Below are 15,332 nucleotides of genomic sequence, written 5' to 3' on the forward strand. Positions count from 1 at the left end.
AAGTATAAGCCAGGGGCACCGTAATCCCAGTGGACTAGACGAGACGAAGAGATCCTATACTTTTTGTTATACCTTTCCATGCTGAAGCATACAAGAAGAGAGGCATTGCTATCCGTGTCTTTCTTACTTAGTATTATACTGGTTCATGGTGCGCTCCAGGCCAATTGTACCAAAAGCAATGGCAGAGTCAGCGGCTTTCTCTATCAGCGTTTGCAGTTCTGGTTGCTCGTCTTCGCTGAACTTGCTGAGCACGTAGTCTACTTGCTTGCCCTTCGAGTAATTATCACCCACGCCAAAGCGCAGACGAGGGTAATTCCCGTGGCCGAGCGTCTGCTCAATGTGCTTCAGTCCGTTATGCCCGCCAGGGCTGCCCTTAGCTCTTATGCGCAGTTTCCCAAAGCCAATGGAGATATCATCAGTTATGACCATCATCTGCTCTGGTGGCAGCTTCAGGCTGTTCAGGTAATGCCCCACGGCTTTGCCGCTCAGGTTCATGTAGGTGGTAGGCTTTACCAGTACAAAGATGCGGCCTTTGGTTTTTATTTCTGTTACAAAAGCATGTCGGCTTACTTCAAAATTGCCTTCATACTTCTTAGCCAGGTAGTCCAGCACCATAAAGCCAATGTTGTGACGGGTGTCTGCATATTCAGGGCCAATGTTTCCCAGGCCCACAATCAGGTATTTCATACTTGTATCATCAGTTGCGGCTTCTGGCGATAGCCCCAGCCACTGTTTTATATTTTGCAGCATATTTCAATAGACTTTAGATGCTAGACGTTAGATTTTAGACTTATTATTTGTCTGAATGTAATTTAAACTCAACTGAAGACTCAAGTCCCCTCATTTTATTGTCTGGGAGCTAATGTCTAACATCTAAAGCAAAAAATCCTGCCCCGCTTGTAGGCAGAACAGGATTTTGATGTATTCTGAGCTGTGGCTCAAATTACTTTTTGCCACGAGTTTCTTCGGCCTGTGCACTCTTAAGAGCACGCGGAATAGTTACTGTAGCGATTGGAGCGCTAGGGTTTGTCAGGATCTCGTAGTTCTCAGGTGTGATCTTCGATACCTTGATAGACTTACCAAGTTCCAGTTCAGAAATGTTAACATCTACGTAGTCAGGCAGGTTAGCAGGAAGTGCCTTCAGCTTGATAGTGCGCAGCTTTGTTACTAGTTTACCACCGGCCATTACACCTGGTGAGTTACCAATAAATCTAACTGGCACGTCTACCTTAACTGGCTTGTTATCGTTCAGCTCCAGGAAGTCAACGTGCAGCAGCATGTCGTTTACCGGGTGGAACTGAGACGCCTGCAACACAGCTCTGTAGTGTGTGCCTTCGATGTTCAGGTCTACCTCGTGTACTTCTGGTGTGTAGATAAGCTCACGGAAAAGGATAGCTGGGGCATAGAAATGAACTTGCTCCTGGCCACCGTAAAGTACGCCTGGTACAAAAGACTCATTACGCAGTTCTTTCGACTGCTGCTTGCCGAGATTTGCTCTTTTAAACCCTATAATCTCTAACGTTTTCATAATAATGTTTTTTTTAAAAATATATCGCTACAAAAGTATAGCCTTTTTTAGAAAATCGCTGCTTTTATCGTGGCTTAAGTTCCTTATGAACCAGTGCTACGGAAAGCGGGCAGCGTCATTAAATAAATAGTGAGCTGATCGATTCGTGTGTTACCACGTTATTGATTGCTCGGGCAAACAGGTCTGCAAAAGACAGCACCTTTATTTTAGAACTCTCCTGCTTCAGCGGGATGGTGTTTGATACAACAAGCTCTTCCAGTACAGAGTTCTCCAGGCGCTCATAAGCAGGGCCAGAAAGCACGGGGTGCGTAGCAATGGCACGTACTGTTTTCGCGCCTTTTTCTTTTAGCAGCTCAGCAGCTTTGGTGATGGTGCCGGCAGTATCTACCATGTCATCTACCAATACCACATCCATGCCTTCCACATCACCGATCACCTGCATTGAGGCGATCTCGTTGGCACGTTTGCGGTGTTTGTCGCAAACAACCATCTCGGCGCCAAAGTTCTTGGCAAAGGCTCTTGTTCTTACCACACCACCTACGTCAGGCGAAGCGAAGATCAGGTCAGCACCAAGGTTCAGGCTGCGCAGGTAAGGCACAAAAATCGCTGAACCATCCAGATGGTCTACCGGGATATCAAAGAATCCCTGTATCTGTCCTGCATGCAGGTCACAGGTCATCAGGCGGTCTGCACCGCAAGACTGTATGGCATTGGCTACTACCTTAGAGCCAATAGCCACGCGAGGCTTATCTTTCCTGTCCTGGCGGGCATAGCCATAGTAGGGCATTACCACGATCACTTTATGGGCCGAGGCACGCTTGGCGGCATCCACCAGCAGCATCAGTTCCATCAGGTTATCGGCCGGCGGAAACGTTGATAATACGATAAACACTTCTGCGCCACGAACTGACTCATTATAGTGTACACCAATCTCGCCGTCGCTAAAGCGGGAGATGGTAAGGTCGCCGAGTTTAGTGCCATAAGCGGCAGCTATTTTCTCGGCCAGGTAACGGGATTCTGAACCAGAGAATATTTTAACGTGTGGCATAACGGTGCTAAAAAACTAACGTGTTTGGGTTGTAGGTTTTTTGATTATGCTCGCAAAGCTACCAAAATTCTTGATGGCAGGCATTAAATATTTCTGATTTTTAACCAGTTACACAATTACCTTAAACAAAAAAAAGAACAACACTCAGTGGAGTGTTGTTCTTTTAAAGGTTGTCCGACCAGGGCTCGAACCTGGACTCTTCTGAACCAAAATCAGACGTGTTGCCAGTTACACCATCGGACAAGTTACCTCCCAGCTTAGGGTGGAAGCCCCGTTGCTGTTTGGTGATGCAAATATAGAGAGAGCTTTTTAAACTGCAAACATTCTGCGCAAAAAAAGTTAAAAAATTTAGTCTAAAATCTGCTCCAGCGCCGTGTCATAGTGTTTTTTGGCAACTGTAATGCCTCCAAAAAGCTCGCTATCAATGTGGCAATCGTGCGCTGTAACCGTTCCTAATTTAGTGAAATTCACGCCTTTATTTTGAATTGCCTGCTCAAAAGCTGCCTGTTTTTCTGCCGAAACAGAAACAACCACGCGGCTTTGGCTCTCGCCAAATAAAAATGCGTCTTTTCTGAAATTTTTATCTGTCTCTATATCGAAACCTAGCTCATTTGGCATGGCAGACTCCAGCAAAGCAATGTATAAACCACCGTCGGCCACATCATGAGCCGAGTTGATCAGCTTTTGTTCGATAACTTCTTTTACCGCTGCCTGTAGTTTCAGCTCCTCCTCCAGCTCAAAGTATGGAGCTGGTGATAGCTTTACTTTATGATAAGAATACACATACTCAGAAGAGGCAATGTCGTTCTGCGCGTCGCCCATCATGTAAATAGCATCGCCTGCGTTCTGGAAGGCTAATGTCATCTTGTTATCCTTGTTCTCCAGTATGCCCAGCATGCCAATAGTTGGCGTTGGGAATACTGGGCCTTCGTCAGACGACTGGTTATAGAAACTCACGTTACCACCTGTTACCGGTGTGCCCAGCGCCTCGCAGGCTTTGCTCATCCCTTTGATAGCGCCTACAAAGTGCCAGTATACTTCCGGTACGTATGGGTTGCCAAAGTTAAGGCAGTTGGTAATAGCTACAGGCTCTGCTCCAGAACATACAATGTTACGTGCCGCCTCAGCTACCGCAATAGCAGTTCCCTTTTCCGGATCGGCGTATACATAGCGGCTGTTGCAGTCTACGGTTACGGCAATCGATTTATCAGTTCCTTTTACTTTAACGATCGCTGCGTCTGATGGCGCGTTTGTCGTCATGGTGGCAGTGCCTACCATGGAATCGTACTGGCGGTATACCCAACGCTTAGAGGCGATGTTAGGGTGCGTGGTCAGGAAGTCGGCTACAGCCTGATAATCCTCCGGCTCCTGTACCTGTTCTATATTAAATTTCTTTGCTTCCTGGAAATAAGCAGGCTCACGGTACTCACGGTGATACACTGGCGCGCCACCACCCAATACCAGGTCTTCAGCTGGCACTTCGGCCGCTAGTTCGCCGTGCATGTAGTAGCGCAGTGTGCCGCCTTCTGTTACCACGCCAATCTGCTCGCAGTATAGGTCCCACTTATCACAGATATCATGTATAGTCTGTTCAGAGCCTTTCTTCATCACGATCAGCATGCGCTCCTGGCTTTCTGATAGCAGGATTTCGAATGGCACCATGTTCTTCTGGCGCATCGGTACTTTCTCCAGCCAAATGTCCATGCCATGCTCACCTTTGGCGCTCATTTCTGATGTGGAGCAGGTAATACCGGCAGCACCCATATCCTGCATGCCAATCACCTCACCCGATTGAATAATCTCCAGCGTCGCTTCCAGCAGCAGTTTCTCCTGGAAAGGGTCGCCTACCTGCACTGATGGCAGGTCGTTGGCAGAGTCTTCTGTGATGTCTTTGGATGCGAAGGCAGCGCCACCCATACCGTCTTTACCTGTGGCAGAACCTACAATAAACACGGGGTTGCCTACTCCATAAGAAGTGGCAGAAGCTGTTTCACCTACCTTCACAATTCCTGCCGAGAAAGCGTTTACCAGCGGATTTATGTTGTAGCACTCATCAAAGAAAAGTTCGCCTCCAACGGTTGGAATACCAAAAGCATTGCCATAGTCGCCGATGCCTTTTACCACACCTCTTAACAGGCGCTGCGTTTTCTCTGATTTTGGGTTGCCGAAGCGGAGCGAGTTAAGCTGGGCGATAGGGCGGGCACCCATTGTGAAGATATCACGGTTGATACCACCCACACCTGTTGCTGCACCCTGATAAGGCTCTATGGCAGACGGGTGATTGTGTGACTCTATTTTAAAGCTGCAGGCGTAGCCATCGCCAATATCTACGAGACCGGCATTTTCTTCGCCAGCTTTCGCCAGCATGCGGGGAGAGTCTTTAGGCAGTTTCTTTAACCAAACAATAGAGTTTTTATAGGAGCAGTGCTCCGACCACATCACAGAAAAAATACTTAGCTCAGTAAAGTTTGGTGTGCGTCCTAAGATTTGTTTGATGCGTTCAAATTCCTCTTCCAGAAGGCCAAGCTTCTGGGCTGTTTCTACTGTAGTGAGTTGTTGTTCCACGTTTGTCTGGCTTATATAACTGATTAACAAAAGTAGGAACTTATACTTTAACACAACAGCAGAACTTGCGCCTTTTTATAAACACGCCCTTGAGTTTCTCTATTTATACTATAAGTAGGACTTAAAAAGTATGATATTGCAACCTTGCCTGTTAATTTAAAATAGTCAGTTTTTTATATGTTAAAACTGTCACCCGCCAGAAGTTTATTCGTACAAAAATTTCGCAGTACATTTTACCTTAAACCTACCTATGGCAGTAACGAACCCTGACCTGATTGTCACAACCTGTGGCCGCTCTCTTGACCTGAGTGATACGGAACTCGTGATAGAGCGCTCCAACAGCCTTTTTAGCTACAACATACATAAACTGAAATCTGGGGAGTATGTGATAGCAGAGAAATTCTACGCCAACCCTTTCAATAACCGCTACATTCTGCTGAACGACGAGCAAATCGAGCTGCTGAAAAACCTTTAATGCTTTCTCGGTAAAAAATTGACTTTGAATAGTTTAAGTTATACCTTGATGGGGAACACTTACTATTTAGAGATTTGATAAACCTATACTTGATTTTGCTTAGCTTATGGACGGGTGCTGCAGAAGCTCCTGCAAGTATAGCCTTTGCCCCTGTTGCACTACCTGCAATCTCCAACCTGCATATACAGCAAACAGATACAGCGAAAGCAACGGCAGAAAAGACTACGCAGAAGAAACGCCGGCACAAAAAAGTAAACAAAGAGCGTGCACCTGCAGCAGCCAGGGTAACCATGAAGCGCAACGTTTCCAAAACCATCCTGTCAAAAAAAAGCAATGATGGCTATCAGGTGGAGGTGATCATCATGGACAGTGGATTACCCATAAGAAACCCAGACCAACTACAGCTAGTGGGCAGCAGTGGAGGAGCAACTGATAATGGCGCTTTAATTTTGTTCGATAACTTTGTTGTCCCTTTTGAAGGAAATATCAGGTTTAGATCGCCAAACAAGATGAGAACCGCTGTGTATGACCGTGTGGTTACTTTTCAGGTAAATGAACCGGGGCGCTGGGTGTTGCGCATTGATTTGTAAGTAAAGTATCCCTTTTATCCAAAAGCGAGGGCCTTGCGGAATGTATAAATCGTAAGGCCCTCGCTTTTGAGTTTTTGGGCAGCATCATATAAAGAAATGAGGTGAAACTTTTTAGATGCAGGCATGGAATTAAGAGTTTTATACATTAGTTTTGCAGCTTGAAATAACACCGTACAATAGTTAATCCATATAATTTAGTCAAATGGCGAATATTGGCAGAATTACCCAGGTTATCGGTCCAGTTGTGGACGTTAGCTTTGAGGGTGAAAACAATAAACTACCAAATATTTTGGATGCCCTTCAGGTGACGAAAGACAACGGCCAGGTTATCGTGCTGGAAGTGCAGAATCACCTTGGTGAAGATCGTGTACGTACCATTGCGATGGACTCTACAGAAGGTCTTTCTCGTGGTATCGAAGTGATTGATTTGGGTGGCCCAATCAAAATGCCGACAGGTGAGAGCATCAAAGGTCGTCTATTCAACGTGATCGGCGAAGCCATTGATGGTATTCCTCAGCCTGTGAGTACTGGTGGTTTGCCAATTCACAGAGCCGCTCCTCGTTTCGAGGACCTGGCTACATCTTCTGAGATCCTTTATACAGGTATCAAAGTAATCGACCTGATCGAGCCTTATGCAAAAGGTGGTAAAATCGGTCTTTTTGGTGGTGCCGGTGTAGGTAAAACTGTATTGATCCAGGAGTTGATCAACAACATTGCGAAGGCACACGGTGGTCTTTCTGTATTTGCAGGTGTTGGTGAGCGTACACGTGAGGGTAACGACTTACTTCGTGAAATGATCGAAGCTGGTATCGTACGTTACGGTCAGGAATTCCTGGATTCACTGGAGCACGGTGGCTGGGATCTTTCTAAAGTAGATTTAGAAGAACTGAAGGAGTCTAAAGCTACCTTCGTCTTCGGACAAATGAACGAGCCTCCTGGGGCGCGTGCACGTGTTGCACTTTCTGGTCTTACTATGGCGGAGTACTACCGCGACGGTGAGCCAGGTTCTAGCGATGCTGGCCGTGACATCCTGTTCTTCGTTGATAATATCTTCCGCTTTACGCAGGCAGGTTCAGAAGTGTCTGCACTTCTTGGCCGTATGCCATCTGCGGTAGGTTACCAGCCAACGCTGGCAACTGAAATGGGTGCCATGCAAGAGCGTATCACGTCTACAAAGCGTGGTTCCATTACATCTGTACAGGCTGTTTACGTACCTGCGGATGACTTAACTGACCCGGCTCCGGCAACAACGTTTGCCCACTTGGATGCTACAACGGTACTTTCTCGTAAAATCTCTGAGCTTGGTATCTACCCTGCGGTAGACCCTCTGGATTCTACATCGCGTATCCTTTCGCCAGATGTAGTAGGCGATGAGCACTACAACACGGCACAGCGCGTGAAGGAGATTCTGCAGCGTTACAAAGAACTTCAGGATATTATCGCCATCCTTGGTATGGACGAACTTTCTGACGAAGATAAGCTGGTAGTGCACAGAGCGCGCCGCGTGCAGCGTTTCCTGTCTCAGCCGTTCCACGTGGCAGAGCAGTTCACAGGCCTGAAAGGTGTGTTGGTTGATATCAAAGACACCATCAAAGGCTTCAACGAGATCATGGACGGCAAGTATGACCACCTTCCGGAATCAGCCTTCAACCTGGTAGGAACCATTGAAGACGCTGTTGCCAAAGGTGAGAAAATGATGGCCGAAGCAAAATAGGTTAAACAAGTCCTGAGTTCTGAGTTCTGAGTCTCGAGTTTTTCGGGAATAATTCAGAACTCAGGACTCGAGACTCAGAACTCATAGAAATGTATTTAGAAATAATCACACCTGATAAAAAGGTATATGCCGGTGAGGTAGAGTCAGCTAAGTTCCCGGGAGCCAATGGCTCTTTTGAGGTGCTTGACCTGCACGCCCCACTTATCAGTACGCTTGAAAAAGGAAGCATCCGTATCACTACAAATATGGGACAGGAGTTCTTTACAGTAGACGGTGGTGTGGTAGAAGTACTCAATAATAAAATTATTGTACTTGCTGAATCTGTGATTGAATAGCACCTTTTTCTAAAGTATAAACCAAGAACGCCTCCTGTACTATGTGCAGGAGGCGTTCTTGGTTTATCACCTGTTGCGTACAAAGCGGATATGCAGTTATCACATTTTTTTGATAAACTTCCTTGAAAGGCCTATCGCCTTCTTTCTTTTCAATTCTGGGGTAAATACATTATCAAAGAACAACTGGTGGGAAAGATTGTCTGCTTTTTCGACAGTTAAATTGACTAAAGCCAGATCAGCAGTATTTCTGTGCTTTAACAAGCTGCTATTCAGAGATGTAATATATTCCTTAGGGTTGAAGGTGGTAGTGGTAGGAGGAGCGTAAATCATCCAATAAATCTTACTTTCATCATCCATCCAAGTAGAAGCATAGTAAGTAGGCTGGTCTTTCAGAAACTGCACATCTAAGTTGTCGAACGAGCGGCTGTTTACCTTTAAGAAGGAGTCATCGATAAATGCCAGGTGGGTAGGTACTGAATCAGCTAAGCTATAGTACTCATATAGGTTAGAGGTAGCGTCAGTCCAGGTTGTAGCTAATTTGTACTGGTGGATCTGGCTTGTAGGGTATATAATATCAAATCTACCATGCAGTTCTGGAATGGAAGAGGAGTACAGCCACAGAAAATTGTTGTAATCATCAGCAATCGGATATCCAAATAAATTGACTCCTAACTTTTTAAGGTTAGGAGTAGTTTTGAAGAGTGATTTCTGTGCGCTGTTCATTTCTGTCAAATCTACAGAGGCATCATTGGATTGGACTTCTTTGATTTTGAAAAGTTGCCGCGATGGAATGACAAGGTAAGTGAAATTAGAAGAGTGCTTTTCGTATTCCTGCTCTATTGTACTGGATGCGTAATCATACATAGAACTCCCTGAACCAGAACCAAAGGAACTAGCAAAATAAGAGGTGCCATCCGGTATATAAGGGGTGTTTACATAGTTAAGCTTTGCACGCTCAGAAGAAGGAGAATTTGGTTGGTTTAAATATCTAAACCTGTCATTTGGCAACAGCTCCCAATTGTTCGGGCTAACCTGAAGGTATGAATACATTTCAATGATATCTGTTGACTTGTTATAACTAACGGTCGTAACAAGGAAGTGTTTTTCTAGTGTTCTGACTTTTAGCGTGTGCTCCCGAAAAGTTGAAACCAAGGTATCCAATAATACTTTGCCCCCCTGTTCAGAAACAATTAATTCAGCTTCTTCTATAGATGCATAAGAAGGCATTACCTTTAAGCTAAACTGAAAATCTGGTAGTGGCTGAGGTGCTTCTTTTACTGGGACTGGTTGTATCGGTATTGGCTGTGGTTGTTCTTTCTCTCCATCACAACCAAAAAATAAAATAGTAAAAACAAGTGTGAATAATAAGCTATGCTTCATAGGTGGTTTAATAAGAACTTCTATGGATGAACGGCATTTGCTAGAGGAAACTTTAATTGTGCTGTAGCAGCAGGCATACAGCTTTTTAGCATATAGCACAATCTACTTTCGCACCACCTAATCTACCATAAAATATATAACAAATTAAATAACTGTTGTAATAAATTTTACCAGGGTGCAAATCCCTTATCGGCGTTTGGTGAAGCCGGTTAGCAAGCCGCAAGCTGGTTCGTCGTGAGGCGTGCTTGAAGAAAGCGGGACTGCAAAAGCCAGTATTAACGAATACTCTCGAGCAAGCAGTGCTTGCATAGGAGGCAGGGAGTCGTGGGTGGGCAAGCGCATCTTTGCAAAGCCCCTGACCAACAAACGGCTTTGTGTAGATGCAGCAGGATTAGATGGAAGGATAAGTGTCTTACCTGGGGAGGTCTCCCGGTGTCGTGTACACAGGGAGAAGTCAGCAGAAGCCATAGTAGTCATTTGGAAACGAGCCGTAAGCGCTACGAAGGCCTCACAGGGTGACGAAGGGCTGAACGCTAGGTCGTCTTAAATCCGATAAGGAGGTTCAAACGTCTGAGTTTGCTAGCCTTATCCCAAACTAGGGCGAAGTCACGGCTGGTGTAAAGAGCGGCTGTGCTATGCCTAGTGAACCGCCGTATATGGGAATGAGCACGGAAGTGCGAAATTTCCGAGCAAAGCTCTCGTACGTACGGTGGTGTGAGAGGCGCACCCCGTCAGTTAACGCTGGTGGGGCAGTTTACTCATATCTTTACAGCAATAAGTTGAAGTACAATTAACAAAAATGCAGGCTTATGTGGCAGTGCAACGGAAACTGCTGATTCTCATCTGGGCACTGTGGCGGAAGGATGAAGCATACAACCCGAGGTTCGGGCAGGAAGAAAACAAAGCTTCCGGTAATGAGGAGCCTAAGCCTCTCTTATCGCTTGGCTCCGGAGGAGGCAAAAAACAAGTAGCCCCGGCTATTGCCGGGGCTACACAAGATGAACTTCCGTGTAACGAATCGCCTGAAGCTCTCTTTTCGCTTTTGTCAAGTTAATAAAACAATCCTATACTTTCACTTGCTTTTTAAGACAGTACCTCGATTGGGCGGAGTTATTTTATATATCTAATGTAAGGAAATAAGCCTGATTCTTTTCCCTGTCGTGCCACAAGTACCAGTGAATATTTTTCTCTATTTTTAATACTGGCTCCAGTTTATCAATTCTTTCAGTATTCCACCAAGTATAAGGTAAATCGAAGCCTATAACAGACGAACGGTTCGCTGTATCTTTCTGTAGCTCCAATTCTTTTATGATTCGCTCAACTGTTTGCTCATTGCAGTTAAAGGAAAAATAGTAAGAAGCATCTACACCTAACTCATCAGCATAGGCATAAAGGTTTTTAACATCATCTGTAGGATAAAACCCGAAGAACTCCTTAAACCTTTTCTTGTTATAATCAGTGTCACCTACTTTGGATTCGTAAGTCGGGAAAAATCTATCAACTGTACTTTTAGCCTTTTCTTTTACTCTATAGCCTAAGCCTGATAACCTGTCGCAACTACTAAGAAAAAAGGCTACACCAATAAAGAGAAGAAGGGGTCTTTTCATTTTTTCTTAATTATTTATGCAGCATAACGTTACTCGTGTAGCAGATTGATGAAGCGTCAGCGAGCCGTACTGCTACACTTTGTTGGGCGGAGTAGTTCTTAACTTTGTTTCACAAAAGTTATTAAGTCTTCTTGCCCTTTGTAGCAGGCTTGTACAACTTAATAACTTCGGGTTTTAAATTTACTGGCTCACCTTTTTTGAGTATTTCCCCTACAAGGGACTCTATTTTCTTCATCCGTGACTCAGAGCAATGAATTTCTCCCTCAACCCAGTTATCCCAACCAAATAGCACTTCTTCTCCATCATTTTCCAATACTGCAAAATCGAAGTCAATTCCTGCATCGAATTCATCATACCTATAAGTCTCTACCCAGTTTGTGAACTTCAGTAGATTTATAATTCTATTCCACAGGTTTGTCTCGATATTGATTGCTGTTATCATTTCTATTTCGCCCAACCTTTAGATTAGCGGTTTATCATTTTTTTAATAGCTACACTTTCATATTACCAGGTATAGAGGTAACTTTTACCTATACCTGAAGAGCAGCCAGTGAACTACTCGCTAACAAGGCGAAATTCCTACAGTCCGAATCAGTCTGGCTGCTTTTACTTTTCATTGCAGGCGAGGAGTCATATAGATTTTCGGGACTTTGGGCCCATGATAAAGGTTTCGATTCGCAGCTTGCCTTAACTAATGCTAAAAGATATGGAAAAGCCAATGCAACCGCAAGCCTCCGCCTTTGTTCTGGGCATCGATGTATCCAAGGACAGCCTGGACGTGTGCCTGACCCGAAAGGAAGCAGGGGTGCCGCACCACCAGAAGTTCAACAACAACAGAGAGGGCTTTCAGCGGATGAAGGCCTGGATGAAGCAGCAGGGCTGCGAGGCGGGAAAGGATACCTTAGCCTGTATGGAGCACACGGGCATGTACACAAGGCAACTGGTGCACTACCTGCTGGCACGGGAAGTAAATGTGTGGCTGGAGAGCGCCCTGCAGATAAAGAGAAGCATCGGCATGGTCAGAGGAAAGGACGACAGGGTGGACGCGCAAAGGATCGCCCGCTACGCCCTTTTGCACCAGCAGGAGGCGCAGTGCCTCTCCCTCTCTGGCGTGACGCTGGAGCGGCTAAAGGACCTGCAGGCAAGCAGGGGCAGGCTCATCAAGGCCCTCAAGAGCATTAAGGGCACCATCAAAGAGCTGCTGCAGATAGACCCTGTGTCCGGAAAGACGCTGGAGCAGGTGAACAGGAAAGCCATCAAGGGCCTGGAGAAGAGCAAGGAGCAGGTGGAGGAGAAGATGCAGCAGTTCATCGCAAAGGACGGTGAGCTGAAGCGCAAGTACGACCTTCTCACCTCGGTGAAAGGCGTGGGAAAGGTATTGGCCATCTCCCTTCTGGTATACACCCAGGGATTCAGCAGGATGGAGGATGGGCGCAAACTGGCCTGCTACTGCGGGGTTGCCCCCTTTGAATACCGCAGCGGCACGAGCGTGATGGGCAAAACGGGCGTATCCAAATTCGCCAACAAAGAACTGAAGCAGGTGCTGCACATGGCCGCCCTGAGCAGTATCCGAAACAACGGGGAAATGAGGACCTACTTCGAGCGGAAGGTCGGGGAAGGCAAGAGCAAGATGAGCGTCTTAAACGCTGTCAGAAACAAGCTGCTACACCAGGCGGTGGCCGTTATAAAAAGAGGAACTCCCTATGAGGTGAGATTGAATAATTTTTAGAGCAAAGCGCTTGCTTTCATCATAGATTTCGGTCTGGTATAAACGACGCCGAAGGCCGTCGGCCGAGGTGATGTTTATACATTGTGTGTGCCCAGCATGGCACGAGTTATATTTCGAAAGGAATATACTCAGATTATCCAGAGGGTGCAAGTCCCTTATCGGCAAGTTGGTGAAGCCGATTAGCAAGCCGCAAGCTGGTTTACCGTGAGGCAGGCAGTGAAGGAAGCGGGACTGCAAACACCTGAACTGACGAACAGAAACTGCATAAGAGGCAGGGAGTCGTGGGTAAGCAAGCACATCTTTGCAAAGCCCCTGGCCAACAAACGGCTCTTTGTAGATGCAGCAGGGTTAGGTGGAAGGATAGGTGTCTTACCTGGGGAGGTCTCGTCCTGTCGTGTACAGGGGGAGAAGTCAGCAGCGGTCATAGTAGTCACCTGGAAACGAGCCGTAAGCACTGCGGAGGCCTCACAGGGTGATGAAGGACCAAACGTTAAGTTGCCCGAAATCCGATAAGGAGGTTCAAACGATAGAGTTTGCTAGCCTTATCCCAAACTAGGGCAAGGGCATGGTCGGTGTAAAGAGCGGCTGTGCTATCCTTAACGAACCGCCCTGTACGCGACCCGTACGCAGGGTGGTGGGAGAGCCTCACCGTGAGCAACTTTGCTCACGGCAGGCTACTCGATTGAGCTATGTAGTTCTTAATTTCTCTAAGTAGAACCGCCAAGACCTTGACATATCTACCTTTCGGCAGTTTTAACCACCACACCTGTTTTCCAGTCAGGATACTGCTCATCAAGCAGAAGAGTGTCTCTACTCGTAAGGCAATAAAGTGGCTCTTCCCGCTTAATGATTTCCCCCTCTGGACTGAACCTAATGTTCCTAATGCTATTCAGGTCTTCATTCTGGCTACAGGTTATCTGCTCTATCTTTCCATTTTCAAAAAACCTTACGGCTCTTCCATTGTCATAGAAAGCCATCGTATCACCATCTTCATAAAAGCCAATGGTAAATCCTATTGGTTTCCCGTCCTTGAGCTCCGAATCGTAGCTCTTATTTCCATTCTTGAAGTATCTAAGCATCCTACCATTTGGCTTACCATTTCGGTATTCAGCTACGATATGTAGCTTCCCATTATCATAATACTCTCTAGACACACCGTGCTCAACACCGTTTTCATAGTGAATCACTGTTTCCAACTCGCCATTAGGAAAATAGGACTTGGCAACTCCATTACGTGTGTCGCCTACCATTTCCACTTCTGACTTCAACGTTCCATCCTCAAAGTAGCTTTTCTCAACCCATGGCTTATCATTACTACAGCCCACAAAGGAGAGAAACAACAGTAGTCCGATTATGTATGATATTTTCTGTTTTAAATGAACCATAAAAAGATTTGGTAATTTCTATTAAGCTCAACGGTTAGTACAGGCTGCGAACGAGGCGTAGCCGAAGTATAGAGCCTGTGCAGGGTTAGCAAGGGATATTCTTTGGTATTCTACAGTTTTCCATCAAACCTACCTTCGGTAACACGAATGTCTTCACATCCAGTCTTGGATAGCGTAAATGAGAAATTCCCTGCTATTATGCCGTTCTCTAAATCAAGTTTAGTTACTTCAAGTGTGCCGCTGCGGGATACTTCTGGACCCTTGTCATAATCGCAGTATTCGTTATAGAACCTTACTCCGCTTATCTCAGCATTATCGAAAGTATAAACTCCTGCTTTATCAACTTGAGCCATAGCTATTATAAAATAATCGTATTCTGCAGGACTTTCTTTGGTTTTCCTGTAGGCTGCTATATTTAAAGTGCCACCTTTATAAGCAGGGTCGTAAATAACATTAAAATTTGACTGGAACGTACTGGGTCTGCCCTTTGGCAACCACACCTTACCATTGACCATAGCTCCGAAAGTGTTTTTGCCTTCCATAGTAGCTGCAGGAAGTTCTTCTCTGGGATTAGCGTCTTTCTTTTTACAGGATGAGAAGGAAATAAGGACAATCAGGATAAAGAGGGATAGAATTGGTGTTTTCATATTATAAGGGTTTTGTGGATGATTTTATTCTTTGCTAACGGTCTTGGCTATGCGGCTGCATTGCTGCCGTATAGGTGTGGTTGTGCGATGTTGTTCTTGATTGAGCCACTCTATTTACTACTTACTTTGGGAAATTCTTTTAGACAATTGTCTTTCTACCCCATAGTAATTTAAAATTATACATAGCGTAAATACTGCTACAAACATTAAATCTCCCTTCTTTAATCCATCAACTAAATAAATAACTAGAACGACTAAGGAAGAAAAAGTAATTCCAATTATTAATCTGGTGATGAATTTCCACGATGCATTTAATACAGTTTTAACAA

The 15,332-nt window shown here is 45.4% G+C and carries 16 protein-coding genes and 1 tRNA gene; 6 read left to right on the plus strand and 11 right to left on the minus strand.

The window, feature by feature from the left end:
• Window positions 1-123: 123 nt before the first annotated feature.
• The 5 genes from pth to purL form a co-directional block, all read right to left on the minus strand.
• The gene (pth, locus tag ACFQ2O_RS05145) at window positions 124-687 is read right to left on the minus strand and encodes an aminoacyl-tRNA hydrolase (RefSeq protein ID WP_377523473.1); all 564 of its coding nucleotides are present in this window, start codon (window positions 685-687) and stop codon (window positions 124-126) included.
• A gap of 256 nt (window positions 688-943) precedes the next feature.
• Window positions 944-1,528 carry a 50S ribosomal protein L25/general stress protein Ctc gene (locus ACFQ2O_RS05150; RefSeq protein WP_377523424.1) on the minus strand — a complete coding sequence of 195 codons (585 nt, stop codon included), beginning with the start codon at window positions 1,526-1,528 and terminating at the stop codon, window positions 944-946.
• Between the two features lie 118 nt (window positions 1,529-1,646).
• A complete protein-coding gene (locus tag ACFQ2O_RS05155) occupies window positions 1,647-2,576 on the minus strand; it encodes a ribose-phosphate pyrophosphokinase (RefSeq protein ID WP_377523428.1) in 930 nt (309 codons plus the stop codon).
• A 170-nt stretch (window positions 2,577-2,746) separates the two neighbouring features.
• A tRNA-Gln gene (locus ACFQ2O_RS05160) sits at window positions 2,747-2,819 on the minus strand.
• 105 nt (window positions 2,820-2,924) lie between these two features.
• A complete protein-coding gene (gene purL, locus ACFQ2O_RS05165; RefSeq protein WP_377523431.1) occupies window positions 2,925-5,141 on the minus strand; it encodes a phosphoribosylformylglycinamidine synthase subunit PurL in 2,217 nt (738 codons plus the stop codon).
• A gap of 250 nt (window positions 5,142-5,391) precedes the next feature.
• Between purL and ACFQ2O_RS05170 the strand changes: the two genes are divergently transcribed.
• From ACFQ2O_RS05170 to atpC, 4 genes are all read left to right on the plus strand, one after another.
• The gene (locus tag ACFQ2O_RS05170) at window positions 5,392-5,616 is read left to right on the plus strand and encodes a hypothetical protein (RefSeq protein ID WP_377523434.1); all 225 of its coding nucleotides are present in this window, start codon (window positions 5,392-5,394) and stop codon (window positions 5,614-5,616) included.
• 74 nt (window positions 5,617-5,690) lie between these two features.
• Window positions 5,691-6,206, plus strand: a complete 516-nt coding sequence (locus tag ACFQ2O_RS05175) for a hypothetical protein (protein WP_377523438.1) — start codon at window positions 5,691-5,693, stop codon at window positions 6,204-6,206.
• Between the two features lie 202 nt (window positions 6,207-6,408).
• Window positions 6,409-7,920: a F0F1 ATP synthase subunit beta gene (gene atpD / locus ACFQ2O_RS05180; protein WP_377523441.1), complete on the plus strand. Its 1,512-nt coding sequence runs from the start codon at window positions 6,409-6,411 to the stop codon at window positions 7,918-7,920.
• An 89-nt stretch (window positions 7,921-8,009) separates the two neighbouring features.
• Window positions 8,010-8,255 (plus strand): ATP synthase F1 subunit epsilon, encoded by a 246-nt coding sequence (atpC, locus tag ACFQ2O_RS05185; RefSeq protein WP_377523444.1) that lies wholly within the window; start codon window positions 8,010-8,012, stop codon window positions 8,253-8,255.
• 99 nt (window positions 8,256-8,354) lie between these two features.
• Here atpC and ACFQ2O_RS05190 read toward each other — a convergent pair whose 3' ends face one another.
• Window positions 8,355-9,635: a hypothetical protein gene (locus tag ACFQ2O_RS05190; RefSeq protein ID WP_377523447.1), complete on the minus strand. Its 1,281-nt coding sequence runs from the start codon at window positions 9,633-9,635 to the stop codon at window positions 8,355-8,357.
• Between the two features lie 811 nt (window positions 9,636-10,446).
• On the opposite strand from ACFQ2O_RS05190, the gene ACFQ2O_RS05195 reads away from it, so the two are divergent.
• Entirely contained in the window at window positions 10,447-10,689 is a 243-nt protein-coding gene (locus ACFQ2O_RS05195; protein ID WP_377523450.1) for a hypothetical protein, read from the plus strand.
• Window positions 10,690-10,750: 61 nt separating this feature from the next.
• Here the strand turns inward: ACFQ2O_RS05195 and ACFQ2O_RS05200 are convergent, their stop codons facing one another.
• Window positions 10,751-11,242 (minus strand): hypothetical protein, encoded by a 492-nt coding sequence (locus tag ACFQ2O_RS05200; RefSeq protein ID WP_377523454.1) that lies wholly within the window; start codon window positions 11,240-11,242, stop codon window positions 10,751-10,753.
• Window positions 11,243-11,363: 121 nt separating this feature from the next.
• Window positions 11,364-11,684, minus strand: coding sequence for a hypothetical protein (locus tag ACFQ2O_RS05205; RefSeq protein ID WP_377523458.1), 321 nt, complete (start codon window positions 11,682-11,684; stop codon window positions 11,364-11,366).
• Window positions 11,685-11,948: 264 nt separating this feature from the next.
• Here ACFQ2O_RS05205 and ACFQ2O_RS05210 point away from each other — a divergent pair, with 264 nt between their 5' ends.
• On the plus strand, window positions 11,949-12,971 hold the full coding sequence (locus tag ACFQ2O_RS05210) for an IS110 family transposase (RefSeq protein ID WP_377523461.1): 1,023 nt from the start codon (window positions 11,949-11,951) through the stop codon (window positions 12,969-12,971).
• A gap of 737 nt (window positions 12,972-13,708) precedes the next feature.
• Here ACFQ2O_RS05210 and ACFQ2O_RS05215 read toward each other — a convergent pair.
• From ACFQ2O_RS05215 to ACFQ2O_RS05225, 3 genes are all read right to left on the minus strand, one after another.
• Window positions 13,709-14,356, minus strand: a complete 648-nt coding sequence (locus ACFQ2O_RS05215; protein WP_377523464.1) for a toxin-antitoxin system YwqK family antitoxin — start codon at window positions 14,354-14,356, stop codon at window positions 13,709-13,711.
• Between the two features lie 110 nt (window positions 14,357-14,466).
• A complete protein-coding gene (locus tag ACFQ2O_RS05220; RefSeq protein WP_137761654.1) occupies window positions 14,467-15,003 on the minus strand; it encodes a hypothetical protein in 537 nt (178 codons plus the stop codon).
• Window positions 15,004-15,120: 117 nt separating this feature from the next.
• Window positions 15,121-15,332, minus strand: a 212-nt coding sequence (locus ACFQ2O_RS05225) for a hypothetical protein (RefSeq protein WP_377523469.1), incomplete at its 5' end; no start/stop codon positions are given.

The organism is Pontibacter rugosus, assembly GCF_042678745.1.
In the GTDB taxonomy this organism is placed as follows: Bacteria; Bacteroidota; Bacteroidia; order Cytophagales; family Hymenobacteraceae; genus Pontibacter; species Pontibacter rugosus.

What these genes read in the sequence shown, in the direction of transcription:
- pth (WP_377523473.1), bottom strand. Translation starts at nt 687, where the DNA reads ATGAAATACCTGATTGTGGGCCTGGGAAACATTGGCCCTGAATATGCA.
- ACFQ2O_RS05150 (WP_377523424.1), bottom strand. Translation starts at nt 1,528, where the DNA reads ATGAAAACGTTAGAGATTATAGGGTTTAAAAGAGCAAATCTCGGCAAG.
- ACFQ2O_RS05155 (WP_377523428.1), bottom strand. Translation starts at nt 2,576, where the DNA reads ATGCCACACGTTAAAATATTCTCTGGTTCAGAATCCCGTTACCTGGCC.
- ACFQ2O_RS05170 (WP_377523434.1), top strand. Translation starts at nt 5,392, where the DNA reads ATGGCAGTAACGAACCCTGACCTGATTGTCACAACCTGTGGCCGCTCT.
- atpD (WP_377523441.1), top strand. Translation starts at nt 6,409, where the DNA reads ATGGCGAATATTGGCAGAATTACCCAGGTTATCGGTCCAGTTGTGGAC.
- atpC (WP_377523444.1), top strand. Translation starts at nt 8,010, where the DNA reads ATGTATTTAGAAATAATCACACCTGATAAAAAGGTATATGCCGGTGAG.
- ACFQ2O_RS05190 (WP_377523447.1), bottom strand. Translation starts at nt 9,635, where the DNA reads ATGAAGCATAGCTTATTATTCACACTTGTTTTTACTATTTTATTTTTT.
- ACFQ2O_RS05200 (WP_377523454.1), bottom strand. Translation starts at nt 11,242, where the DNA reads ATGAAAAGACCCCTTCTTCTCTTTATTGGTGTAGCCTTTTTTCTTAGT.
- ACFQ2O_RS05205 (WP_377523458.1), bottom strand. Translation starts at nt 11,684, where the DNA reads ATGATAACAGCAATCAATATCGAGACAAACCTGTGGAATAGAATTATA.
- ACFQ2O_RS05210 (WP_377523461.1), top strand. Translation starts at nt 11,949, where the DNA reads ATGGAAAAGCCAATGCAACCGCAAGCCTCCGCCTTTGTTCTGGGCATC.
- ACFQ2O_RS05215 (WP_377523464.1), bottom strand. Translation starts at nt 14,356, where the DNA reads ATGGTTCATTTAAAACAGAAAATATCATACATAATCGGACTACTGTTG.
- ACFQ2O_RS05220 (WP_137761654.1), bottom strand. Translation starts at nt 15,003, where the DNA reads ATGAAAACACCAATTCTATCCCTCTTTATCCTGATTGTCCTTATTTCC.